The sequence below is a fragment of the Bacteroidota bacterium genome (assembly GCA_037133915.1).
Lineage (GTDB): Bacteria > Bacteroidota > Bacteroidia > Bacteroidales > CAIWKO01 > JBAXND01.
Genome location: JBAXND010000041.1, coordinates 1 through 26,425 on the forward strand (window position 1 = coordinate 1; position 26,425 = coordinate 26,425).

Consider the following 26,425-nt stretch of genomic DNA (forward strand, 5'->3'; position numbering starts at 1 on the left):
GCTTATGCTTCGGCTTCTTTCAAACTTTTACCGGACAACAGTGATTTCTTATAATACATTTCTGTGCGCCAGTATTCGTGTTCCAGTAGTGGTTACCGTTATACCTGCCGCTCCTCCGACACAGGTTACAGCTACACCATCTAGCGTTTCGTGTGGCAATGATGTTCAACTAAATGCAATTGCTAATGGCAATGCTATTTTTTGGTATACTTCACCAACAGGAGATACCGCTATCGGGTCAACTGTAAGTGGCGCAAATCTGCTGGTTACGCCATTACAAACAACAACTTATTATGCTGAATCTGCAGAAGGATTTCAAACTTTTTCACAAACATTTACAAATACAAGCACAGGAAATACCGGTTTATTACAAAGCTGGACGGTTCCTGCACAGGTAACAAAAATTACCATTGAGGCGTTCGGCGCTCAGGGTGGTAGCGGTTCAGGCGGCAGTCTCACAGGCGGAAAGGGCGCCAGAATGAAAGGCGACTTCAATGTCACCCCCGGCGATGTTATTAAAATATTGGTTGGACAAGCTGGTGGATCGAGTGGTGGCCCGCATGGAAATGAAAATGGTGGTGGTGGCGGATCGTTTGTTGTCAAACAATCGGGCAATGTTCCACTTCTTATTGCAGGTGGCGGTGGCGGTGGTCCATCAACTTCTTATGGTACGGCATGCAGCAGAACAGCATCTGATGCCGATGGCACTACATCTACTTCAGGTGTTACTGTCGGCTGCTCAAGCACCGGTACAGGAGGCACAGGAGGAAATGGCGGATCCAGTAATGGTTCATATCAGGGTGGAGCCGGAGGCGGATTCTATACTGATGGTGGCAATGGCGGAAACCATTGCGGTGTGGCTCCGGGCGGCAAATCGTACCTTAACGGTGGCGAGGGTGGTTTTGCCGGTTCATGTTATGGCGGCAATTACTGGGGTGGTTATGGTGGTGGCGGATGTGGTCAATTAGGCGGTCCTGGAGCCGGTGGTGGTTATTCAGGAGGCGGTTCTGCCGGAAGTTGGTCATCATATTCTACTTATGGTGGTGGCGGTGGTTCTTATAATGCCGGAACCAATCAAATAGCAGTAAGCGGAAATAATACAGGTCATGGTCGTGTTATAATATCATATACACTGAATCCGTGCCGAAGTTCTCGTGTTCCGGTAATTGTTTCCGTAACCCCGCTTTCTTCTGCTTCGAACGTAACCGCAACTCCCGATACCATATGGTGTGCAGGTGTTTCTGCCCTTAAGGCAACTTCAGCAGGAAACGCTATCCATTGGTATGATTCTATTACAGGTGGCACACTTTTGGGCTCGTCCATGAGTGATAGTACCTTTAATGTATCTCCACTGGTAACAACAACATATTATGCTGAAACGTTTAACGGTAATTGCACAACTCCCGCGAGAGTAGCAGTTGTTGTTAACGTAAAAGCTCTCACAATTCCCACCTCTGTAACAGCTAATCCCGACACCGTTTGGTGCTCTGGTACGGCCGGACTTAAGGCAACTTCAGCCGGTAACACAATACAGTGGTTTGATTCTGTTTCAGGAGGCACTCTTTTAGGTTCCTCGCTGAGTGACAGCAGCTTTATTGTTGCTCCAACAGTAACAACAACCTATTATGCCCAGACATTCAACGGTAATTGTGTAATGCCGGTAAGGGTACCCGTTGTCATTCATGTTAAAACACTTTTAATTCCTACCTCTGTAGCAGCATCTCCTGCAACGATTGCTTGCAGCGGCTCTTCCGATCTGTCAGCGACCGGATTCGGATACGGCATTGCATGGTACGATAACTCTATTGGTGGAAATCTTCTAGGAACATCCGGAAACGGTGCTAATTATAATGTGTCTCCGGCGGCAACAACCACGTATTATGCCGAATCAGCCTCATTTACAATCGGTTCTCAGACACTTAACTTCACCGACTCAATCGTAAACTGGACGGTGCCTTACGGAGTAACAAAACTTGATATTGACGCCTATGGCGCTCAGGGTGGAGGCTCAACCGGAGGCCTTGGTGCTAAAATGAAGGGTACATTTGCTGTAACTCCCGGCCAGGTTTTGAAGATATTGGTCGGCGAAACCGGACAATATAGCAGTTCCCGCTCAGGCGGCGGTGGCGGTACTTTTGTGACCGACATCAACAATAATCCACTTGTGATTGCAGGTGGTGGCGGTGGCGGTGGCTACTGCGACGGAACAAATGGAATGCCAGGGGTAATAACGACTTCCGGAACTACATTTGGAACTGGTCATGGAAGCGGCGGTTCAGGTGGCTTCGGTATTAATGGCGGCGGCGGCGGCGGCGGCGATGGCGGTTCAGGTGGCGGCGGCGGTGGCCTTTTGGGAAAAGGTGGCGCCGGTAAAACATTTGCCGGTGATGGTAACGGTGGTGCCGGTGGTGATGGTACAGATGGCAGTGATGGTAGCGGTTCCGGCAGCCCTACAGCTCCCGGAGGCGAAAGCTTCATTAACGGTGGTGCTGGTGGTGTATCACATGCTAACGGCGGATTTGGCGGCGGCGGCAGTGCCTATGCATGGAACTGCGGCGGTGGCGGCGGTGGCGGTTATTCCGGCGGCGGCGGCGGCGGGTATAATGGTACCCAGCAGCCCGGTGGTGGCGGCGGTTCTATTAATAATGGAACTGACCAAATTAATATTGACGGTGTCAACCCCGGAAATGGAAAAGTAATTATTTCATGGGACAATGTTCTTTGTTCGAGTCCTTCGAGAGTGCCTATAACTGTTACGGTTATCCCTCTAGCGCCTGCAACGAATGTCGCGGCAACTCCCGATACTATATGGTGTGGTGGCTTGTCTAATCTGAAAGCTCATTCAACTTCAGACACCATCCGATGGTACGATTCCATCTCCGGAGGAACCTTTCTGGGCACATCATTAAGCGATAGTAATTTTAGCGTTAATCCTCTAGTCACGAAGACTTATTACGCGGAATCATACGATATTCATTGTTCAAGTCCGGTAAGGGTTGCAGTTACTGTTGTCGTGAAAACGTTAATTGCTCCGGCACCTTTAACAATTGCTCCGGATACAGTAAATTGCGGTACCGGCATTAACCTTACAGGATTTACTGTTGGAAGTACTATCAATTGGTATGACTTACCTGTCGGAGGAATATCAATCGGCACTTCATTAAGTGGCGACAGTATTATTTTTTATCCGTCTTCTACTAAGACCTATTATGCTGAATCATCACTCGGGCAATGTATAAGCCCGTCGAGAACCTCGATTGTGGCTCATGTGATTTCACCGGCATCTCCCACATTAGTTTCTGCAAATCCCGATACGGTTACCTGCGGAAGCACGGTTAGTCTTTCAGCCATGGGAACATCTGATTTAATCTACTGGTATGATGCGCCCTCAGGAGGTAATCTGCTTGGTTCATCATCTAACGGAGGCGATTTCATTTACACGCCGACATCCACGATGACTTATTATGCTGATGCCGTTTCAACAGTCAGCGGCAGTATGACATTCAATAATACGAGCACCGGAAATACCGGCACGTTACAATATTTTACGGTACCTGCAAATGTAGTATCCCTAAATATTGAGGCTTATGGCGCATCAGGAGGCAATAGCAATTCCGGAATTGGTGGTCGCGGAGCAAAAATGAGCGGCACGTTTAATGTTACCCCCGGACAGATTCTGACAATATTGGTTGGTCAGGAAGGCCCATCACAAAGCAATGATGGCGGTGGCGGCGGTGGAACATTCGTGGTTACGAATACGAATACACCTTTAATCGTTGCCGGTGGCGGCGGTGGTGCGAGTTATTCTTCCCCATGGAATGGTGTTGACGGAAATACATCCACATCAGGAACTGCCGGTACAAATGGCGGAACCGGCGGTATTAATGGTAATGGCGGTACTTCTGAGGGATGTGCCGGCGCCGGCGGGGGATTCTATGCCGATGGGGGTAATGGACCCTCTTGCGGTAGCACATGTAACGGAGGCAAATCCTTTTTGAATGGTGGCGAAGGTGGATGCACTTCATGGGTTATTACCGGCGGTTACGGCGGTGGTGGCGGTACCCACGGCGGTGGCTGGGGTGGCGGCGGCGGTGGCGGTTATTCCGGCGGCGGAGCCTCAACAAGCAGTCAGTTTGGCGGTGGTGGCGGCGGTTCTTACAATGCCGGTTCAAATCAGATTAATATTGCAGGAAATAATGTCGGACACGGAAAAGTCATCATTTCATGGAATACGGTAGTTTGTTCAAGTGTTGCTAGGGTGCCCGTTCCGGTAACGGTTATTGCACCAGGTAACCCAACTTCAGCTACGGCAACTCCTGATACGATTACATGTGGCGGAACATCCAATTTAAATTCGGTTTCTGCCGGAAATGAAATCTACTGGTACACATCTGGTACAGGAGGCTCTCCGATAGGTCACTCGGCTAGCGGTGCGAATTTCATTGTCTCTCCCGATTCTACAACTACGTTTTATGCAGAATCCGGTTTTGGCGGTCCTGTAACTACTGTATTCAATTATACCGGCAACTATCAGACATGGGTTGTGCCTGCGGGCGTTAACTCAATCTCTGTGAAAGCAGCCGGAGCAGAAGGCAGCACCTATGAGCCATATTATGGATTACCGGGTAAGGGCGGAATTGTGAACACAAATCTTGCCGTTACTCCCGGAGATACTATATTTATTAAGGTTGGCGGAAAACCTGTTGATTATCAAAGTTCTGGTTGGAACGGTGGTGCCTTTGGATCTGGTCATACCGGCTATTATGGCGGCGGTGGCGGTGGTGCAACCGACCTGAGAGCTAGCGATACTAACTACTCTAGCCTTCTCCTTGTTGCCGGTGGTGGCGGTGGTGCCGGTTACGGTACACCCGGCTGCCATGGTGGCGATGGTGGTGGTTCCAATATTGCCGGCGATGGTTCATTTAGTTATGGCTTTGACGGAAGCTATTGTGGCTCCGGAGGAAGTCAGGTTGGCGGTGGAACCGGTGCCGGAGGTGGAGGTACTGCCGGAACCAGCGGTTATGGTGGCGATGGCTATTGCTGTGGTTATGGCGATGGTGGCGGTGGCGGCGGCTATTATGGCGGTGGCGGCGGCTATTATTATGGTGGCGGCGGCGGCGGAAGCAGTTGGGTCAACCCTAACTTCAGCTACAACAGCTCATATTATCAAGGTGGTCATCAGGGCGACGGACAGGTTACGATAACCTACGGTATGCCTGTGTGTCCTTCTTCTGTGAGAATACCTGTAACCGTAATTGTTAAGAAAATACCCGGTGTGACAATGATTACGGCCCTCCCTGACACCTTGTGCTTGGGCGGTCAAACAACATTAGTTGCAACATCTGCTAACGGTAGCATTAACTGGTACACAACACCAACAGGAGGCGTTTCTATAGGAAATACCCAAAGCGGAGCCGGTCTCACACAATCATTATCTGCAACTACAACCTATTATGCAGAGGTCGTCAGTGGCGGTGCCGGTTCTCTCATTTTTGATTATACAGGTGGACTACAATCATGGGTAGTTCCTTCAGGTATCACAAGTGTTACTGTTGATGTATATGGCGCTCAGGGAGGAAGAGGCAATAATGGTTATTCCTCAGGAGGACTTGGTGGACGCATTAAATCAACTTTATCAGTAACCCCCGGTCAATCCCTGCATTTTATGGTTGGCGGAGCCGGTGGAAGCGGCGGCCTGCAAGGATGGAATGGTGGTGGCAAAGGAAGCCTTTCCAATCCTGAAAATTCAGGAGCCGGTGGTGGTGCTTCCGATATCAGAATAGGCGGTTACACGCTCAACGACCGGGTAATTGTTGCCGGTGGCGGCGGTGGTGCAAGTTATGCCTGCGGCTCCGGCTCTGAAAATGGAGGTGCCGGTGGCGATACTGTTGGTGGGAATGGCAATGATTGCAATCATTATATATATTCAACCTGTGGCGGTGGTGCAACAAAATATTCCGGAGGAACGGGCGGCAGCAACGGTGGTATAGCCGGCGGATTCGGATATGGCGGTGCGGGATATGTAAATTACGCAGGTGGCGGTGGCGGTGGCTACTATGGTGGCGGTGGCGGTTATGCCAGCGGTGCAGGTGGCGGTGGAAGCAGTTGGGTTAACCCGGCATTAAGTAATAATACATCCTATTCAAAAGGTATTAAAACAGGCAACGGACAGGTTCGCATTTCTTGGTCGGGCGCTTCGTGTATAAGTAATACCAGAGTTCCGGTTGTTGTTATTGTTCGCCCGAATCCAACCCTCACTGTAACTCCTATATCTGATTCGATGTGCTTCGGTGGAAACGATACGATTCATGCTATGGCTACCGGAGGCGTTGGAAACTTCACATACTATTGGACAAAATCATCCCTCAACTGTAATTCAGGGGATTCAATTATTGCAGGAGCTGATTCATCAATTCTTGCTATCAATGCCCTGACACACACAACGTATTATAAATGTATCATCACCCAATCGGGCGTTGGATGCAATACAGTGGTTTCTTCCTGCGCGACCATTACTGTACTGCCGGATCCGATTGCACCAATTATTACGGCGGTGCCTTCAGATACCAATATATGCGATAATCAAACATTATCAATTATCCCGGTAAGCGGTAGCGGCGGATTCGGAATCTGTACTGATGAATATCGCTATTCTAAAGATAGTGGTGCCACGTGGACAGCATGGTCATCAACAATTCCTGTTTTCTCAGCCGTTGTCGGAACAAATATTATTGAAGGTCGCAGAAATTGCGGTGAAACCGGATGCAATTCCAACATCAGCAGGGTACATTGGAATATAGTAGCTCAACCCATTGCACCGATTTTTACAAAAATTCCGGCAACGGATTCTGTTTGTAGCGGAACGGCCGTTTCTGCTACATTACTGACACCCGGAAGCGGTGGAGTTGGCAGTTGCACAGACTATTATCAGTATCGTCTGGACGGAGGTGGATGGCAGACATACACTTTAGGTGCTAATCTGAATACAGCCAACCATTCTGTCGCACAGATACGCGCAGTAAAAGGTAATTGTCTTCCAGGCTCCGGCTGCCAATCAGAAAACATCTATACCTGGATTTTAATAAATACACCCATGGCGCCGCCACAAGTGCTGAAAACTCCCAACCTTTCATCTGTTTGCGAAGGAACCGATGTTTCTGCAATTATGGGAAGCAATGGTACCGGAGGTATTGGTTGTTCCGATTTTATGGAATATAACTTTGATGGCGGCACCTGGCAATTATATTCACCCGGCATGTTACTGGCAACGGCTAGTCACACTCAGGTTAATATTAGGGCATTCCATGGTAATTGCGATAGCTTGTCAGGATGTTCTGCATCAACACCCGAGTTGGTCAGCTGGACTATAACCAGTCAACCGGCGTCTCCTATATTAACAAGATTCCCTGATGTGGATTCTGTTTGCGACGGCATGCTTGTTTCTGCTACAATTCAACTGGGTAGCGGTGGCTCTGGATGTACTGATTCCGTTCAATACCGTACGCTTGACAACTTTGGATGGAGTGCATGGATTTCCTATAATCCGGGCAGTCTCCTGAATTCCTCAGGTAAGGATAGTGTTGAAGTTAGAGCCTTCCGGGGAAATTGTAATCCCGGAGCAGGTTGTCAGGCAGGTACGATAAATATGATAGCATGGGTGATTGCCTCTCAGGTTAGTTCGCCGGTATTGGCAGCCATTCCTAATAGCTCAACGGTTTGCCTTGGCACAACCCTGTCAGGTATTGCAAGCGGCGGCAGCGGCGGTATCGCTCCATTAACCTACGAATACCAATACATGGAACCCGGAACAACAACCTGGGTGAACGGACAGACCTGGACACCGGCGGCTTCGGGTATTGCCTATATGAGGGCACGTACCGTTTCTGCTGGTGCCGGCTGCGGCGTTTCTTCATGGGAAGTAACCGCATGGACGGTTGTAGCCGATCCGATTATCAGTGGAATCACGGCCGATACGGTTTGTACCGGCGGCAGTTCTATTGTAAGCATCAGTGTAAGCGGTGGTGTCGGAACAACAACCTATCAATGGGAAAACAGCCCGTTCGGTTGTAACGGACCATGGACACAAGTAGGCACAAACAGCCCGAGTCTGAATACCGGCAGCCTTACGGCAACTCAGTATTACCGCTGTCTGGTGAATCAGAGCGGAAGCGACTGCAATGCCACTTCATCGTGTATTACGGTGGTAGTTATTCCCGATCCTGTTTTGTCAAGTCTTACCGACGATACCATTTGCAGCGGACAGAGTACCACACTTTCGGTTACATCAACCGGAGGTTACGGAAGTCCTCAGTATCAGTGGCAACAATCAACGGTGGGATGCAACGGACCGTGGTTAAATATCGGCGGAAACGCATCATCACTCATTACCGGAAGTCTTACCAATACTACCTATTACCATTGTATTGTTACTCAGCCCGGAATTGGTGGATGCCAGAGTACCACCGGATGTGCCACGATTACTGTTCCCGGCACACCTACTCAACCTATGCTTACCGGCACGCCCAATAATGCGGTTGTATGCCTCGGCACAACCCTGTCAGGTATTGCCAGTGGCGGCAGCGGCGGTATCGCTCCATTAACCTACGAATACCAATACATGGAACCCGGAACAACAACCTGGGTGAACGGACAGACCTGGACACCGGCGGCTTCGGGTATTGCCTATATGAGGGCACGTACCGTTTCTGCTGGTGCCGGCTGCGGCGTTTCTTCATGGGAAGTAACCGCATGGACGGTTGTAGCCGATCCGATTATCAGTGGAATCACGGCCGATACGGTTTGTACCGGCGGCAGTTCTATTGTAAGCATCAGTGTAAGCGGTGGTGTCGGAACAACAACCTATCAATGGGAAAACAGCCCGTTCGGTTGTAACGGACCATGGACACAAGTAGGCACAAACAGCCCGAGTCTGAATACCGGCAGCCTTACGGCAACTCAGTATTACCGCTGTCTGGTGAATCAGAGCGGAAGCGACTGCAATGCCACTTCATCGTGTATTACGGTGGTAGTTATTCCCGATCCTGTTTTGTCAAGTCTTACCGACGATACCATTTGCAGCGGACAGAGTACCACACTTTCGGTTACATCAACCGGAGGTTACGGAAGTCCTCAGTATCAGTGGCAACAATCAACGGTGGGATGCAACGGACCGTGGTTAAATATCGGCGGAAACGCATCATCACTCATTACCGGAAGTCTGAACACTACAACGTATTATCATTGTATTGTTACTCAGCCCGGAATTGGCGGATGCCAGAGTACAACAGGATGTGCCACGATTATTGTTCCCGGCGCACCCACTCAACCCGTACTTACAGGAACACCCAATAATGCGGTTGTATGTCTGGGAACAACCCTGTCAGGTATTGCCAGTGGCGGCAGCGGCGGCATTGCCCCATTAACCTACGAATATCAGTACATGGAACCCGGAACATCCGTTTGGGTGAGCGGACAGACATGGACACCTTCGGCTTCGGGCATTGCTTATATGAGAGCAAGAACCGTTTCTGCAGGTGCAGGATGCGGCGTTTCTGCATGGGAAGTAATTGCCTGGACTGTAATTCCGGCGCTTACTACAACGGGTCCTGTTGACGATTCTGTTTGTTATAATACATCAGCGAACGTGTCCGTATCAGTAAACGGCGGTCTTGGAACGGCAGCTTACCAGTGGCAGTATTCCGCCAACGGATGTAACGGTCCGTGGACAAATGTCGGCACGAGCAATGCGGTATACAATACCGGCGCGTTGATTGCCGATGCATGGTTCCGCTGTATTGTAAATCTGAGCGGTAGTGTATGCACTGATACTTCGGGTTGCGCAAAGGTTAGTGTAATTGCTATACCGAATGTGATTGCACCTGTTGATGCCCATATCTGTATAGGCGATACGGCAAACCTGAGTGTTACTGTAAATGGTGGCACCGGAAGCATAAGCTATCAGTGGCAATATTCCAGTTCCGGATGCGGTGGTCCGTGGACAAATACAGGAATGAATTCTCCGACGTATTCCGAGGCGGCGACCACTTCTGCAACTTACCAGTGTGTGATTACCCAAAGTGTTGGCTCCTGCAGTGTAACATCGGGATGTGCTGCCATTACGGTTAATCCTGTTTATTCTTTCAGCGAAAGCCAAAACACCTGTGCGGGTGTGGCTTATAACTGGCATGGAACGGATTATCTGAGCAGCGGTACTTATTTCGCGAACTATACTACTTCCTTAGGATGCGATAGTACATACACCTTGCATCTCACGGTAGATACTGTGGAAACAGGCGTTTCCATTTCGGGAGTAACCATAACCTCTCTGGCAACTAACGCGACTTACCAGTGGCTGAATTGCGATAGCAGTTATGCGCCCATCAGTGGTCAGACCATGGCAGATTATACTCCGGCAACCGACGGAAATTATGCAGTGCTTGTTACTCAGGGGGCATGTTCTGATACATCGGCATGTATTGCGATTATGACCACCGGAATATCAGCTGCTGATAATATGGGAATATCGCTGTATCCTAACCCTTCAAACGGAAACTTCACGATAACACTTGATGAAAACGCCGAAGTGGAAGTGTTTAATGCAATAGGCAGTTTGGTTTATACCAACCGGTTTGCAAAAGGCACGCATCAATTATCCCTCGACCTGGCTGATGGTGTTTATCTTTTGAAAGCTTACGATAACAAGGTGTCGCACTATTTCAAGATGGTGATACAGAAATGAGGCAGTGACTGATGTTATGATAAAAGGCGGTGCAGCAATAATGCGCCGCCTTTTTTATACATTTGCCATTATTATTATTGAAAATCGTGAACCGAAACACCTTATACCTTGCTCTAATATCTTCTTTTTTCATCCTTACGGGATGTAAAAAAGAGAAGATGATTACCGCGAATGAAACCTATATTCAGCTTGATGCATCAACAACGCTGCGCGATATCTGCTTTGTGAACGACAGCATTGTGTTTGTTTGTGGAGGTTCGCCCGGTAAAAACGGCACTATATGGCAGAGTAAGGACGGCGGACGGGTTTTTAATCGCATTCTGGATGTTCCCCAGCGCTGCATTTATGATATTGACTTCGGGAATAATAACAACGGTTATGCCGGAGGCGATGATGTTTTGCTGCTTCACACTACCGATGGAGGTTTAACATGGAAGAATGAATTTGAAAATCATGATTTCAGTGAATGGCAGGAATTTATAACGCCTATACGTAAGGTGCGCGCATTGGGCATACAGTGGGTGGTGGCTGTCGGAGGCGATACCTATTATAAAGGCATTATGTGCAACACATGGAACTGGGGGCAGAACTGGACATTCCGCAATTACGACAATCAACTGAACGATATGGTGATGCCCGGGGGCTCGTATGCCCGTATATGCGGCTACGGCCGGATGTTTGCTTCAACGGATACCTGCCGGACGCTGCATGACCTTGATGTGCCCAACGACCATTTTACGGGCATAGATTTTTATGATAATAACCATGGAATTGCCTGTGGTTATAATGGCGGAATTTACCTTACCACCGATGGCGGAACTTCTTGGAAAACCGCCCTTGAACCCAATGGTTCCACCGGTTCGCGAAAGCATTTGAACGACGTCACCTTTACGCCTTCGCATAATGCTGTGGTGGTAGGAGCTAACGGACTTATTTTATACAGCAGCGATGGTGGAACATCATGGGCAACCGTTGAGCATGATGTCACCGACGATCTTTTCTGCGTGCATGCAGTTTCTGATACCGAATTTTTATACTGTGGTGCCGGCGGCAGGTTATACCGCATCAACCTGATGAACTGATTACCTGATGTAAATTACGCGCGCCAGCCAGTGATTCATACAATGATAGTATGCCCAAGTATCAATCGAGGATGGAAATTCATCAAAACCTAATCCCCACAGCACTTTCGGCAAAGTCGGCGGTCAGCAGATTCGTTTTTATGTAAATACCAAACCACATATTGAAGCGCCGCACCTCCGATGTACGAAACAGGTAAACCTGTCCGCCAATTTTATTGCACCAGTACGTTTTCAGCATGGCCGATGTTCCGCTGCCCAGCAATAATTTGTAATAATCGCGCTGAAAGGGATTGTAAATATTGACACCGCTCTGCCAAACCAGCCCAAAACGCCCGATCAAAAATTCGTGTCCAACGAAAATACTCGCCGTTACTGATTTTCTTATTTGTCCGGAGTCATAAAAATTCTGGTTGCGGATGTAATCATAAAAACCGGTATAATAATTCACAAAAATGCCCGCATGAACATTGCTTATTTTACCCACTCTTATGGATGCAAACAGGCTCAGTGCATATACCGGATAATGCGCTCCGCCCAGGGGTTTGGTGGCCGAGCCGAACTCATGTGTTCCATAACCGAAACGCAGGTTCATCATAACACGACGGTCCTTTGCGGCAGCGGTGCTTTCTTTTTTAAGCGGTGCGGGTTTCCCTGCAGGATAATAGCGTATTCCGGCATTCAGAGCTACGGTATTCATCCCCACATTGGGCAGGTGCGAATGTCCGTTGCTGCAGTGTATAAAACTGACTCCGCCGTACAGAGCCCAGTGGCTGCTGAGTCTCTTTCTCAAATTTACCGAAAGGTTGGCAATGCCCGTAAAACGTGACCCTATGATAATATTTTCGGGGTTTGAAATGCGGTTGTATCGGGTATCGAAATATGCAAGACCCACGCCTACTCTTACATCGGCAGCGATTTTTCTTTCATCCTTGCTTTCAAGAAGCAGATAGGGAAGCAGGCTGTAGTTATTTCCCAATACGGCGGGATTGCCCAGATATCCGTAAAGAAACGCCACTCCGTACTGCGGATAACGCCAGTCGGCATGCCATGGTTTTGTTCCAAATGTTTTATATCCCACGTTGGCTTCAAAATATCCGTTAATGCCATTTTTCGGATAATCGGGATATATCTTTATTTGCCTTCCGGCGAAACCGGCACATTCAAACACCCAGCCTTTCAATTTAGGAGGCACGGCAGGGGCATCTTCCTGCGCAATGCAGCAAAAAGAGGTTAATATGAATAGCAGTACCGCCGGAATTGTTTGAATCTTCATAGCATAAAAAAAACCGGAACATCAGAGTGATGCCCGGCTGTAAAAATATTAAAAATAGTGCAACTATAAGCGTGCGCCAACAGCATTCCAGTCTATGAGATTCCAGAAGGATGCTATGTAATCAGGGCGTTTGTTCTGCTGGTCAAGGTAGTAGGCATGTTCCCACACATCGCAGGTCATGAGCGGTGTAAGTCCGTTGCGAAGCGGATTTCCGGCATTGCTTTCCTGAACAATACCCAGCGTACCGTCGGCATTCTTTACAAGCCATGCCCAGCCCGAGCCAAACAATGTTGCTGCTGCGGTACTGAATTTTTCTTTGAATTGTTCAAAGCTTCCGAAGTCGCGGTTAATGGCTGCCGCCATATCGCCGGTGGGCAGTCCGCCGCCGTTTGGCTTCATGCAGTTCCAGTAAAATGTGTGATTCCATATCTGCGCACCATTGTTGAAAATGCCGGCAGTGGCTTTCTTTACAATTTCTTCAAGACTCAGATTCTCAAATTCAGTTCCAACAATAAGCTTGTTTAAATTGGTAACATAAGCCTGATGATGCTTTCCATAATGGAATTCAATGGTTTTTGCCGAAATATACGGTTCCAGAGCATCGTGTCCGTAAGGCAATTTTGGAAGTTCGTGTATCATGATTATTTAGGTTTTAAGTGAAATATTCTTTCTGTGAAATAGATTATAACGCAAGAAATCAAATGTAAAAATACGAAAGCCCTGTCTATTATTCATAAAAGAAAACGCGTATATGAGAAAAATCAGGTTTACAGGCATCCATAGCGCGCGTTTTTATTGAATACATCTTCGCAAAAATGATGTTATTTGTATTTTGCATATTTTTGTGATAACATAAACTTAACCGAATAATGAAAAAGACAATATTATATTTCTGCTTTGCACTTTCGTTGCTTGCTGTAAGCTGTGGTCCGAGCAAAGAAGAGCAGGAAAAACAAAAACGCCAGGAAGATTCTTTGATGGATATTGAACGCAACAGCGCCCTCGACGATGCCGACAAAATGCTGAAGCAGGCTGATTCACTGGATAAAGTGAAACAGGATTCTGTCAAAGCCATTGAAGAAAAAAAGGCGGCCACCGGTAAAAAAGGCGGAAAGTAATCGTACATGCCCAATCTTTCTTGTCCGTTATTTTGAAAGTAGTCGTAATTATCCTATTTTTGATTTGTTATAAATCTTTACAGATATGGGATTTGATTTTAAGAAAATAAAAGGGCTGTTCATTCAAACGGTAGAAGAACCCACGCAAAAGGATGCCGGGGCGCAGAATAAAAATGCCGGTGGTGCCGACCAAAGTAAAGATATCATTGATATTCTTAAAGAGAAACCGGGTTCGCAGCAGCGCACAGACGTGAAGCCGGCGGGCGACGGAACGGTTGATCATAAAATTCTGGATTCGCTGTTACAGGCTATTGAAGCAAAAAATATGGCCGGCGAAGATTATCTTGAATATCTTGATTCGCTGAAAGCCATGCAAAACATACCGCTCGACGAGCCGGTAAAGATTCAGACCGTACTTGCTACCCTGTCGACCAAAGGGCTTACAAAACAGAAAATATATGACAGCGCGGCTTTTTATCTTACCATTCTTGATGATGAAAAATCGAAGTTCTACAAGGCGCTTGAAAAGCAGACGAAAGATAATGTTACGGCGCAGAAGAACAGCATCACCGCCCTTGACGAGCTGATTAAAACAAAAAGTTCTCAGATTGCCCAGCTCACCAAAGAGATTACGGCACATCAGGAAGAAATTGCCGCGGCAAAAACAAAAATTACAGAATCGGAATCCAGAATAAAAAACACAGAGAATAATTTTGTGAAAACATGGGAATTCGTTGCGCAGCAAATGAAAGAAAATGTTGAAAAGATAAAAGCGCTGGATGCGCCTAAAAATTAAAACCTAAAAAGAAAAATTATGTTTGGCTTTTTTAAAAGAGATAAATCACCGGACAGCAGCGGTAAAAAATCATTCTGGAAACGCCCCGAAGGCGTTACCGGTTTTTTGTTTGGTGCAGGAATACTGGCAGGTCTGGGATGGCTGGCCTATAAATTCCTGCCGTTTATTGTAAGCATTCTGCAGAATGCCGTTTATGCCACTATTTTCTTTGCTTTGCTCGGCGGGCTGTTATATATTCTGCTCGACCCCAAGTTCCGCACCCTGGTGTGGTTCCTCTATAAAAGCGCCATGCGCGCCATTACCGGATGGTTTGTAAAGATTGACCCTATCGGGATTCTTGAAACCTACGTCGAAAATCTGTACAAAAATCTGCGCGAGATGAACGAGCACATCGGCAAACTGAAAGGACAGATGCAGAAGCTGAAAATGATTATCGATACCAATACCCGCGAAATGGAGCAGGCGCTGAGTATGGCTGAAGCCGCCAAAAAGAAAGGGAATATGGACGTGGTGGTAATCAATACACGGCAGTACGGCAGGCTGAACGAATCTACCGGCCGCTACAAAGAACTGCTGGCAAAAATGGAGATACTGTACCGCATCCTTTCGAAAATGTACACCAACTCCGAATATCTCATCAAGGATATTGAAAACGAAGTCCGCATACGCAAACAGGAACGCGAAGCCATAAAATCGGGCTATTCGGCAATGAAGAGCGCCATGAATATCATCAAGGGCGATCCCGATAAAAAAGAAATGTTCGACCGTGCCATGGAAGCCATTGTTGACGACGTAAGCGGTAAAATAGGTGAGATGGAACGCTTCATGGAAGTTTCGGCTACCTTCATTGACAGCATAGATATACAGAACGGCGTTTACGAACAAAAAGGGCTGGAACTGCTCGAGAAAATGGAAAAGGAAGGCATTTCATTCCTGCTGGACGATAAAACCAAAAAGCTGGACGACCATGCCGTGGACGAATTTGACCTGAAAGAACTCAATACAGATAAAGAAAAAATTGAGGTAAAGCAGAAAAGCGGCGACGGTCAGGCAGAGAAGAATAATTACAACGACCTCTTTAAAGAATAATTAATAACCAAAAAGAATACAGCATGAAATCAAGACTCACACCTTTGGCAAAACTGCTCATCGTAATTGTAGTGATTGGCGGTATCGCATTTGGCCTTTATAAATCGGGGCTCATCAGCAAGATTGCGCCCAAAGGCAAAACAACCAACAATGACGAGTATGCCGATGATATCAAGGATGAGACCATCATCCGTATCGGTGTGAATACCTGGGGCGGATTTGCCGGTGGACAGTACTTCAACGAAGGTTTTAAAGCCAGCAAAGAATCGCGTTTTTTGAAAGACTATGGATTCATTGCCGATTTTAAATTACTCGACGATTTTAACCAGTGCCGCGAAGCATGGAAAACAGACCAGATAGACGTTATGTATGCCACCGTCGATGGTTTTGTAACCGAAGTAGGCGGGCTCAAAGAATTTGAACCTCAGGTAATCTTTCAGTGCGACTGGTCGCGCGGAGGTGATGCCATTGTAGTAAGGCGCGGCATCAATGGCGTTGCCGACCTCGAAGGCAAAAAGGTGGCTTTCGCCGAAATGACAGCCAGCCACACATTCCTGCTGTGGATGCTCGAAGCCGGCGGTCTCGATTATTCCAAAATCATTCCCGTAAAGGTATCGAGCGGTCTGGAAGCTGCCGACCTGTTTAAAAAAGAACAGGTGGATGCTGCCGTAGTGTGGAGTCCCGATGATGCCGACTGTGTCGCTAAAGTTGCCGGCTCTAAAGTGCTGCAAAGCACCAAACAGGCATCGAATATTATTGCCGATGTGTTTGTTGCAAAAAAGAAATTCATCGAGAAGAATAAAAAAGTGATGAAAGGACTTGTGGAAGGATTTCTGAAAGGCAATGCCGAACTGAACGCCTCAGACGCCAATCGCAAAAAAGCAGCTAAGATACTGGCCGAAGGTATGCAGCAGCCCGAAGATTTTTGCTATCAGGCTATCAGCAATGTGCGCCTCTGTACTTACGGCGATAATGTCAACTTCTTCAATCTGAAAGGCAATTATACCGGCGTTACCGGCGAAGATATCTATAACCAGATGTCTCTGAAATATTCTAAAGCAGGATATCCCACGGCAAATGTGCCTACATGGAGAATGGTTTCAAACTCATCGCTATTGGCGGATATCAGCCTCAGCGGACCCGATAACGCTGCCGAAGAAAACGCAAAATTCAATGCACCTACCGATGCCAACAAAACAGCCGGTGCCATTACTACCAAACGTGCCAGCATTTCATTTGCAAGCGGCTCATACGCGCTCGACGAAAATGCAAAATACATTGTTGATCACGAATTTGTTGACATAGCAAAATCCTTCGCCAATGCTCGTATCCGCATTGAAGGCAATACCGACAATACCGGAAACCCTGCCCGCAACAAGAAGCTCAGCGAACAACGAGCACAGGCAGTTGTGGATTATCTTATCAAAACGTATGGTTTTGACAAGAACCGCTTCGTGATTATTGGTAATGGCTCCGATAAGCCTGTTGCCGACAATGGAACTTTAGAAGGCAAAGCCCGCAATCGTCGTACTGATTTTGAAATCATACCGAACTAAACTCTATGAAACTATTCCGGATTAACGGACAAATATCAAAAAAAACAGGACTGCTGATAGAAATCGGAGGATTTCTGTTCATACTGTGCCTGTGGTTGATTGTTACGGCCGATATCGGGCCGCTGTCCATCAGCCATGCCGACCTTAAAACCAGCTTTCAGGGCGATACCATTTCGCAAAATCCTGTTGTACTGGCACATGGCGACACCATTGAGTGTAAATCGCCGGCGGCAAAATATACCTGGTATCACAACGATGCCGAGATAAAAGAAGCGAAAAGTCCTGCGCTGAAATGCGCCGAAAAAGGAAGCTATTTCCTTGAAATTACGGCTGCCGACGGCAAAACATCGCGCACCGAAACAATTGTGATGAAAAAGGGACCGATAGTGAAGCGCGGAATATTGCCATCGCCCATTGCCATGGTAAAATCATTTGGAGAGCTTCATACCGAAGATGCGCTTGTTCGCAACACAGCCTATTCAGTGGCACTCAATTTTGCGGGTTACCTGGAAGCCATTGCACTGGCATTGCTGCTCGGCTTCCTGATTGGTCTGGTGCCTTTCTTCGGAAGCTTTCTGGGCCGTTATGTCGATGCCATCCGTTTTCTGCCGCTCACAGCCGTTACAGGGCTGTTTATAGCATGGTTCGGCATAGAAACCAATATGAAGGTTCAATTCCTTGCATTCGGTATTTTTGTGTACCTGCTTCCGGTAGTAGTGCAGCGTATTAAGGAAGTTGAAAAAACCTATCTGCAAACAGCCTACACCTTAGGCGCATCTAGCTGGCAGACCATACGAACCGTTTTCTGGCCTTCGGTTACCTCGCGTATTTTTGATGATATCCGCGTATTGACAGCTATTTCATGGACATACATCATCGTGGCCGAAATGATTAACCGCACGGGTGGCGTGGGCTCCATGATTTGGCTCGCCGCAAGACAAAGCCGTCTCGATAAGGTATTTGCGATACTGTTCGTAATCATCATCATCGGCATTATTCAGGATAAGCTGTTTCAGTGGCTTGATAAACTGTTATTCCCTTACAAACGCGCCTAAACCTGCATCGCCATGACTGTAAAATTCAAAAATACCGACCTTCCCGATATCATTGAGCTTAAAAATGTTTGTCAAACCTACGACAACGGGAAATCGCATGTTATCAAAGATCTTGACATGCTTGTTGAAGATATTCCCGGCCAGGGTCAGTTCATTGTTGTACTGGGAGCCTCCGGTTGCGGAAAATCAACATTGCTGCGTTACATTGCCGGATTGCAAACACCCACCAAAGGCGAAGTGCTGATTAAAGGAAAACCGCGTGAGGAAGCCGATCGCATAGGTATGGTATTTCAGCAGTATTCATCATTTCCATGGATGTCGGTGGTGGAAAATGTGGCACTTGGCCTCGAATACAAAGGCGTTGCTAAAAAAGAGCGCATTGAAAAGGCGATGGAGATGATAAAAATTGTCGGTCTTGAAGGGCATGAAAAAAAATATGCCAAATATCCGACACTCTCAGGTGGACAATTACAGCGTGTTGCCATTGCCCGAAGCCTGCTGGTGAATCAGGATATTATACTGATGGACGAACCCTTTGGTGCACTCGATACTTACACGCGCCTGCATATGCAGGAGTTCCTGCTTAAAATCTGGGAGAAGGTGAACCTTACGGTGATATTTGTTACACACGATATCAATGAAGCCGTTTATCTGGGCGAACAGGTGTTCATCATGAGTGCTAACCCTGGTCAGATAGTAGAAAAAATTGACATCGAAATGCCTGCCAATCGCAACCGCGACCTCAAACGCAGCAAGCAATTTGTTGATATGGTATACTACATTGAAGATAAAATGATGTCGATACAAAAAGCGGAAGCCTGAGAGATACGATAGAAAATACACGCTATATATAAGACATAAAAAGAGAGGCAGCTCATTACGAATTGCCTCTCTTTTTACAGTGAAAAATAAACTTACTTGATGATAAGCCGCTTCATGGCAATATGATCATTGCTTTTGTAACGAAGCATATAACAACCGGAAGCAATATCTCCAAGGTTGATTCGGGTTTTCATCGAACCATTATTTTCAATGGATTGTTTGTAGATGACTTCACCAACAATACTGCAGATTTCAATACTGGCATTATCGCCCGGATTGCCGGTGAATACCAGTTCAAATAATCCGTTGTTTGGATTCGGCATCACATTGAATTCGTTGCTGAATTCTTCTATACCGGTATTGAAGCTAACGGTCACAGATTCTGTTGCCTGGCAACCAAATGCATCCGTTATTGTGACAGTATAAGTGCCCGGCATCAGCAACGTTAAACCGGCTGTTGTGTCTGTAGTGTTCCAGAGGAAACTGTATGGGGCCACTCCGTTCGAAGGATTAGCAGTTGCACTTCCGTCGGGGCATGTAGCGCAGCTTGCATCTGTTTTTGTAACCCCCGCTGTGATTACGGCACAGGTGTATAAATTAGGTCTGAGAATGTAGGATTTAATGAAACTAAAATCCTCGTTGTGCGACCAGGTGCCATTGGGATTTGTAGGCCAGTTTACCCATGTCTTTGTCGCGGTATAAATAGCGTCTGTGGTGGCGAGTCGGAGCGTGCTGTCAAACTCCACGGCAGTAACCACATATTCGCCGGGTACAAGAGTATACGGTCCGCCGTATATTGGCAGCGTATATAATCTGGCAGAGTCATCCGGATAGTAAATGGTATCTGTTGAGGCAATTACCGTACTTGGAACTCCTCCAACCATATTCCAGACCACTACTGCAGTGCGGTCGGTATGGTAACCTCCGGTTACATAATAGGACACTGACCTGATATCGGTCGCAGTATTAATTGTAAACTGCTGTCCCAGGTACCCGCCATTTCCTGCGCCAATACCTAGTGAACCTGCAACAGTTGCATCATCACGGGCATAAGTGGTGTCGGTAATAATAATACCATCGGCCAGCGTATCATTTGATGGTGTTTCATCTGTTTCATTAATAAGGGACATATATTCCACGAGATAATAATCAGGAACGGTCGGCGTAAATGTACCGCAAACAAAATTCTGCGTAGTCAGTGTGGCCATGCTTGCAACAGGAGCGCTTGTTGTAGTGTAAACCAGCGTGTTGGAACTGTTGTACACATCGGCTTTCATCCTCACATTGGTAATAGAAAGTGCACCCTGGTTCTTAATCGAACCGCCCAATGTTAAAGGGGTTACCTGCTGCTTAGGAATCATGGTGTACTCTGAAATAGGCGTTGTTGAAAGTACGGCTGCGTCATAATTATTAGGTACCTCAACAAGAATATCGTCAATTAGCAATAAAAACATATCAGTTGAATTATTGCGGAATCCAATATAAACAGTCTGTCCGGCATAGGCTGCAAGGCTGATCTGATGATTTGTCCAGGTAGTAGCTTCTCCCAAAGTTGACCACAAAATAGTTGAGTTTGTTATCTGGTTTCCTATTGTGCCGGTGCCACCGGTAGGAGTAACGGTCATGATACGCACTTCGTAACCATCGGGGTACGCAGGGTCATAAGCAACACCATTCCAGCTGAGCAGGCAATTTGCCGGCAGCGGTCCAATGGCCGGTGTCCACATAAAATCATTTGCTGTGCCTGCCGGGCTGTACCATGAGGTTGAAAATGCGCAGGAATCACCCGTGTTGAAGCTGAAATCCTCGCGTCGTTCCCACGCCTCATTTACATAAGAAACGGCAGCATTTGGAGTGAGGTTGTCAACATTGCGTTTTAGCATGTTTGCCGGGAAGGAATACGTACCGGCACCACCACTGGTTGGTCCACCAACATTATCGAAGTCTTCACTGTAAATCACCTGCCCCCGGGCCGTTGGTATTATTGCAGCCAAAAGCATGGATGCCGCTACCATTGTTAAAAAGGAAAGTTTTTTCATACGCGTCAGTTATTAGTTATTTATTATTGTCTTTCGGTTTCAGAATAAAATTTCTAATACTAATCCATTCGAGTAATGCCACCACATGTTCAACAGGATTACTTTTATTGGAGATAATGGAAATACAAACTTATATAATTATATTATTAAAATCAACAATCTGATTAATATTAGGCATTAGAATAAAAAAAAGCCGGACACAAATAAGTATCCGGCTACTCAGTAGTAAAATAAACTATAATTATTTTGCGCCCTTAGGTCTCAGTTCCTGATATTTTCTGAAATAATACCACATTACATCTGATTTTGCCTTCTGGTGGAGGTAGGTGATGTATTGTGATTCTGCCTGTTTTATAGCCAGCACAAGGTTGTCAAGGAAAATAACATCTGTAATAAGCATGGCTTTTTCAAACACTGCTTTTTCCCATGAACATTCTTTTTCACTCATAGGGCATTTGAACGGATCGGAGATGGCAAGTAAATTAAATTTGGGCGCATCTTTATCGTCCATAATTTTAACTACATCTTCACTAAAAGTAACGAGTTTCTGTTTCAGTTCGGTGGCTTTCCCAACAGAATCTTTTCCGATAAAATATTCGGTAGGGATGCAGGTATTGTCTTTACGGCACAGTTGATATAATGCCATAGTGTCAATTTCAGCAATTTCTTTCTTTTCTGTTTTAGCGATTACTTCATTGCGCGTTTCTTTAATATACTTCACAAGTTCGTCGCTGAGTTTGCTAATCTTTTCAGCTTTGGAATACATGCCGGCCGTGAAGTTGGGAAACGAAGCCTGAGTTAATTCAAAACTCTTCATCTGGTTTATTACCATCGTATCAATGCTTGCCGTTACGGTTTGGGTCTGCACATCATGAAATGTGAGTGACTGGAATATACGACCGCCCATATTGCGTGTTCCGAAAGCAAATATCAGTGCTAACGCGATGAGCACATAAGGCACTTTTTTACAGGCGGGATGCTCCGGATTTTTTTTCTTCATCACTACCAGATGCAGGGGAAGATAACCGACAGCCATCAGTATCATACCTGTAACCAGCACGAGCATGGCGCCCGGATAATGCATAATAAAGAATGTCATGCCCAATGCAACAAGGTATTCCGAAACATACTTCAGGAAATTCATGGCGCGCTCTTTACCTGAGGCCGATTCTTTGATTTTGTGAACCAGCATCAATGCAAAATACAGCAGCAGGCAGATAAACACCCCGCCGATTAACGCAATGTTTGCGCCCGGAAAAGCAAATGCTTTCATACAAACACCGGCAACAATAAGAACAGTTGTCAGTACACCAATGATTTGTAGAACTTTTTTCATATGTGTGTGAGTTAGAATTAATGTAGAATGAACGGGTAAAAGTAATAATTTTTTATGTTTATGCCTGCTGAATATATAACAAAGTATACATCATGGCAACATGGCTGCTCAAACGCAGGCTCATCGGGAATTACTTTTGAGGTAAATTAACAAGGTTCTGTACCCTTTTTAAGCCGGATAAAAAAAATATCTGTTTTAATGTATTTCAGAATGGTCCTTCATTAAACCGATTTTTTCAAAACACCAGAATGAAAGGGATAAAAGCACGCCAACTACGGCGGCCAAAGCCATTCCTTTCAGTTGTACCGAGCCGATATTGATACCTGCACCGCTTATTCCCGCAACAAAGGTGATAGCGCCGAGTACCATATTCCTGTTTTTGCTGAAATCCACTTTTTGTTCAACAAACATTCTGAAACCCTGAACGGCAATGATGCCGTACAAAAGCAATGTGATGCCTCCCATTACAGGTATCGGTATCGTTGAAATAGCCGCCGATACTTTTCCAATACATGAAAACAAAATGGCAAGCACTGCCGCGCCACGCAGCACCCAAACGGAATACACACGGGTAATGGCCATAACTCCGATATTCTCACCGTAAGTTGTATTGGGCGTTGAACCGACAAGCCCTGAAAGAATATTACTGATGCCATCGCCCAGCAGAGAACGATGTAATCCCGGCTTTTCAAGAAGATCGGATCCGGTGATTCTGCCTGTTACAATTAAATGGCTGATGTGTTCGGCAAGTACTACAATGCATGCGGGAGCAATGATAACGATGGCATTCAGGTCGAAAACCGGTGCACTGAATCGCGGAAGAGCAAACCATGCAGCATTGCCAATCATCGATGTATTTACCATGCCCAGAGAAAGTGCAGTTATATAGCCGGTGAAAACGGCAAACAATATTGGAATTACCTGCATGAAGCCCCGGAACAACACAGAGCCGATGATTCCCACGCCTAAGGTGGTCATTGAAACGATGAGCACGTTGTGGTCAATCATAAAAGGAAGCACCACACTGCCCGCCGTCGTTGGCCAGGGTGCCAGACCTGCCTGCTGTGCCGCTACAGGCGCCAGTTCGAGACCGATGATGGCAACCACGGCGCCCATTACGGTAGGTGGCATCACGACATTAATCCATCGAATGCCCCATTTTTTTACTACAAACGACATCAGTACGAAGAACAAACCGAAAAAGATGAAACCCGACTGTGCATGACTGTATCCGCCATAGGCGGAAATAATGAGCAGGGCAGGAGCTATGAATGCAAAGCTGGAGCCCAGATAGGCCGGAATGCCGCCTTTGGTCACCCATGAATAAATCAGTGTGCCGATGCCGTTCATCAGTAGTGCAATAGCCGGATCAACACCCAGCAGAATAGGCGCCAGTATGGTTCCGCCAAACATGGCCGTGAGGTGCTGAAAACTGAGCGGTAAACTTTCAAGGAATGGCAATCTCTCGTGAATGCCTATTGTGCGACGTTCCATGCTGACCGGTTTAATGGATACAGAATTATTTTAAGCCGATAACGAAAGTAAATTAAAATTCAATAATCAGCTCACGTTCTAAACGCAGATTCCATATTTTCTAACTCGGCCTTTTTAATTCCAATCTCTTTAGCGATGGACTTCCATTTGCCGACAACGAACCTGATTTCGCGGATTGTTTTTTCAGCCTGGTCATTGGATAACATAAAATACTGTGCTACACTTTTAGCCAAATCAATATCAAGTGCATTATTATCCATGTCAATATTCATTGATAATCCATCTTTTTCAACAGAAGGATTGACATCAAATGCCGGAGATAGCCGCCATCCCCGGTCTGTCAATATAAAGCCATGATTCCTTGGATGATCATCCGTATTTGAAATCATAATATTAAAAACAATGCGCCGCCAAAGTTGGTGCAGGTCCTTTTTATTCTCTGCGCCGGAAAACTTTATAAATTCTGCCAATTCAAGATAACTTGCCGGTTCATCCCTGAGCATTATTTCATTCTTCCCAATCATGGTCATTGCCGAAGCAAAGTGAATCCTGTTCCTTTGTATTCTGTCGAATCGTTTTGTGAAAAAGGTGTGATATTTTCCGGTGATTATTTGAAGTTTTGATTCGGCCATTTCAATTCCCGAAAGTATAGCCAACCGAAAAGCAAGAAACTCCCAGGCGGCCTTATCATAAGAATCGTTTTTCGATGGAAACTTGGCAATCCATAATTGTCCCGATTTATCTATAATAGATGCTTTGGGTCTCGCGCCACCCAAAGATGAACCGGGTGCAACTAAAACAGCAAGCCAGCTTTTCATTTCCTCATTATTCTCATTAGATTCAATCATTTCCACGGAATGTTGTAACTCTATCGCAGAGGTCCATGGCGGCACGGAAAAATCTTTGGAATAATCAACGAATGGCCCATCTTTGTCCAATTTAAACCTTAGTGCCCCCATCCGGCATTCGTCCTGTACACCAAGTAAAAAGTCAATATCGTGTAATACGGGAAATGCTTTCCCTTCTTTTTTTGCAATCATCGCCGATCTTCTTTTCATCAGTGTCCTGCCCCATGTGTCCGGCATTGAGTCTAGAAACATTCCGAAATTATCTTTCCTGTTCGGGAACTGCACACCGGAAAACCACCCAATGTCAGGATCAAGGATTAATTGCTCTTTGGATTGAAGCCAAAATGGATCGTATTCAAAACTGTAATTTCTGCGCCCTTTAGTATACTGTGCCGAAAGCATACCAATGCATTTTGGCTGTGCCATGCCCGCCCAGTCTGCAAAAACCCAAACATCTGTTTTGATTGTTGCCATGCTATTTGTTTTTCAAAAGATACATATCCTGAAGTTTTCTGCCAAAATCATCATCGAAAGCCAGTTTTAAAAAATCGTCCTGTAATCCTAAAACCCGCAGAACATTAAAATATGCACCCATTGATACGCTTGAATTTCCTTTCTCTATTTGGTAGAGGGTAGTACGATCGATCCCTGCCCGTTCAGAAACCTGAATCGTTGTCAGTTTTCTTCTTTTTCGGGCTAATCTTATGTTTTCTCCGAGTTGCTCCAGAATTTTCTGGTGCTTTGGAAATAGGATTTGTTTTTTTGTCCTCACGATAAAATGTTGAATAATTTCAACAAAATTATGATATTTGTTGATAATAAACAACATTTCTACAAAATATTACTACCACCACTGCAATTGCTCTTGGAGAACGAACCAGACAAATTAATGCGGCAGCGTTTCGGCAGCGCCCCGGCTGGCGCGCGTTTGTAACGCGTGCCTGAGCCTCTTTTCGTTTGTAACTTGTATGCGTCGCTCCAGTTGACCGGTCTGCGCCGTTTGATATTGACCCCCGGCCGGCGCGCGTTTGTAACGCGTGCCTAAGAATCTTTTCGTTTGTAACTTGGATGCGCTGCTCCAGTTGACCGGTCTGCGCCGTTTTATATGACCATCTTAATGTATTCATTATTAATATCAAATAGTGGTCAAGACATCCGGCGCATCAACGATATACGCTT

At 46.3% G+C, this 26,425-nt stretch carries 15 protein-coding genes; 8 read left to right on the forward strand and 7 right to left on the reverse strand.

What is annotated here, in order from left to right; all coding sequences use genetic code 11:
• Positions 1-40 precede the first annotated feature (40 nt).
• Together WCM76_12650 and WCM76_12655 are read left to right on the forward strand one after the other, a co-directional pair.
• Positions 41-10,738: a glycine-rich protein gene (locus tag WCM76_12650; protein MEI6766479.1), complete on the forward strand. Its 10,698-nt coding sequence runs from the start codon at positions 41-43 to the stop codon at positions 10,736-10,738.
• Between the two features lie 158 nt (positions 10,739-10,896).
• Positions 10,897-11,820: a YCF48-related protein gene (locus WCM76_12655; protein ID MEI6766480.1), complete on the forward strand. Its 924-nt coding sequence runs from the start codon at positions 10,897-10,899 to the stop codon at positions 11,818-11,820.
• An 82-nt stretch (positions 11,821-11,902) separates the two neighbouring features.
• On the opposite strand, the gene WCM76_12660 is transcribed toward WCM76_12655, so the two are convergent.
• Together WCM76_12660 and WCM76_12665 are read right to left on the reverse strand one after the other, a co-directional pair.
• Entirely contained in the window at positions 11,903-13,093 is a 1,191-nt protein-coding gene (locus WCM76_12660; protein MEI6766481.1) for an acyloxyacyl hydrolase, read from the reverse strand.
• 63 nt (positions 13,094-13,156) lie between these two features.
• A complete protein-coding gene (locus WCM76_12665) occupies positions 13,157-13,732 on the reverse strand; it encodes a superoxide dismutase (protein MEI6766482.1) in 576 nt (191 codons plus the stop codon).
• A gap of 230 nt (positions 13,733-13,962) precedes the next feature.
• Between WCM76_12665 and WCM76_12670 the strand changes: the two genes are divergently transcribed.
• The 6 genes from WCM76_12670 (at position 13,963) to WCM76_12695 (ending at position 19,529) form a co-directional block, all read left to right on the forward strand.
• On the forward strand, positions 13,963-14,211 hold the full coding sequence (locus WCM76_12670; GenBank protein MEI6766483.1) for a hypothetical protein: 249 nt from the start codon (positions 13,963-13,965) through the stop codon (positions 14,209-14,211).
• 85 nt (positions 14,212-14,296) lie between these two features.
• Positions 14,297-15,007, forward strand: coding sequence for a hypothetical protein (locus tag WCM76_12675; GenBank protein ID MEI6766484.1), 711 nt, complete (start codon positions 14,297-14,299; stop codon positions 15,005-15,007).
• 18 nt (positions 15,008-15,025) lie between these two features.
• Positions 15,026-16,096 carry a hypothetical protein gene (locus tag WCM76_12680; GenBank protein MEI6766485.1) on the forward strand — a complete coding sequence of 357 codons (1,071 nt, stop codon included), beginning with the start codon at positions 15,026-15,028 and terminating at the stop codon, positions 16,094-16,096.
• A gap of 23 nt (positions 16,097-16,119) precedes the next feature.
• Entirely contained in the window at positions 16,120-17,652 is a 1,533-nt protein-coding gene (locus WCM76_12685; protein ID MEI6766486.1) for a phosphate ABC transporter substrate-binding/OmpA family protein, read from the forward strand.
• 5 nt (positions 17,653-17,657) lie between these two features.
• Positions 17,658-18,707, forward strand: coding sequence for an ABC transporter permease subunit (locus WCM76_12690; GenBank protein ID MEI6766487.1), 1,050 nt, complete (start codon positions 17,658-17,660; stop codon positions 18,705-18,707).
• A gap of 12 nt (positions 18,708-18,719) precedes the next feature.
• The gene (locus tag WCM76_12695; protein MEI6766488.1) at positions 18,720-19,529 is read left to right on the forward strand and encodes an ABC transporter ATP-binding protein; all 810 of its coding nucleotides are present in this window, start codon (positions 18,720-18,722) and stop codon (positions 19,527-19,529) included.
• A 92-nt stretch (positions 19,530-19,621) separates the two neighbouring features.
• Here the strand turns inward: WCM76_12695 and WCM76_12700 are convergent, their stop codons facing one another.
• The 5 genes from WCM76_12700 to WCM76_12720 form a co-directional block, all read right to left on the reverse strand.
• Positions 19,622-21,568 (reverse strand): choice-of-anchor J domain-containing protein, encoded by a 1,947-nt coding sequence (locus WCM76_12700; protein ID MEI6766489.1) that lies wholly within the window; start codon positions 21,566-21,568, stop codon positions 19,622-19,624.
• A gap of 241 nt (positions 21,569-21,809) precedes the next feature.
• The gene (locus tag WCM76_12705) at positions 21,810-22,904 is read right to left on the reverse strand and encodes a hypothetical protein (protein ID MEI6766490.1); all 1,095 of its coding nucleotides are present in this window, start codon (positions 22,902-22,904) and stop codon (positions 21,810-21,812) included.
• Between the two features lie 195 nt (positions 22,905-23,099).
• Positions 23,100-24,398 carry a uracil permease gene (gene uraA, locus WCM76_12710; GenBank protein ID MEI6766491.1) on the reverse strand — a complete coding sequence of 433 codons (1,299 nt, stop codon included), beginning with the start codon at positions 24,396-24,398 and terminating at the stop codon, positions 23,100-23,102.
• A gap of 71 nt (positions 24,399-24,469) precedes the next feature.
• On the reverse strand, positions 24,470-25,720 hold the full coding sequence (locus tag WCM76_12715; GenBank protein MEI6766492.1) for a type II toxin-antitoxin system HipA family toxin: 1,251 nt from the start codon (positions 25,718-25,720) through the stop codon (positions 24,470-24,472).
• A 1-nt stretch (position 25,721) separates the two neighbouring features.
• The gene (locus tag WCM76_12720) at positions 25,722-26,018 is read right to left on the reverse strand and encodes a helix-turn-helix transcriptional regulator (GenBank protein ID MEI6766493.1); all 297 of its coding nucleotides are present in this window, start codon (positions 26,016-26,018) and stop codon (positions 25,722-25,724) included.
• Between the last annotated feature and the right edge of the window lie 407 nt (positions 26,019-26,425).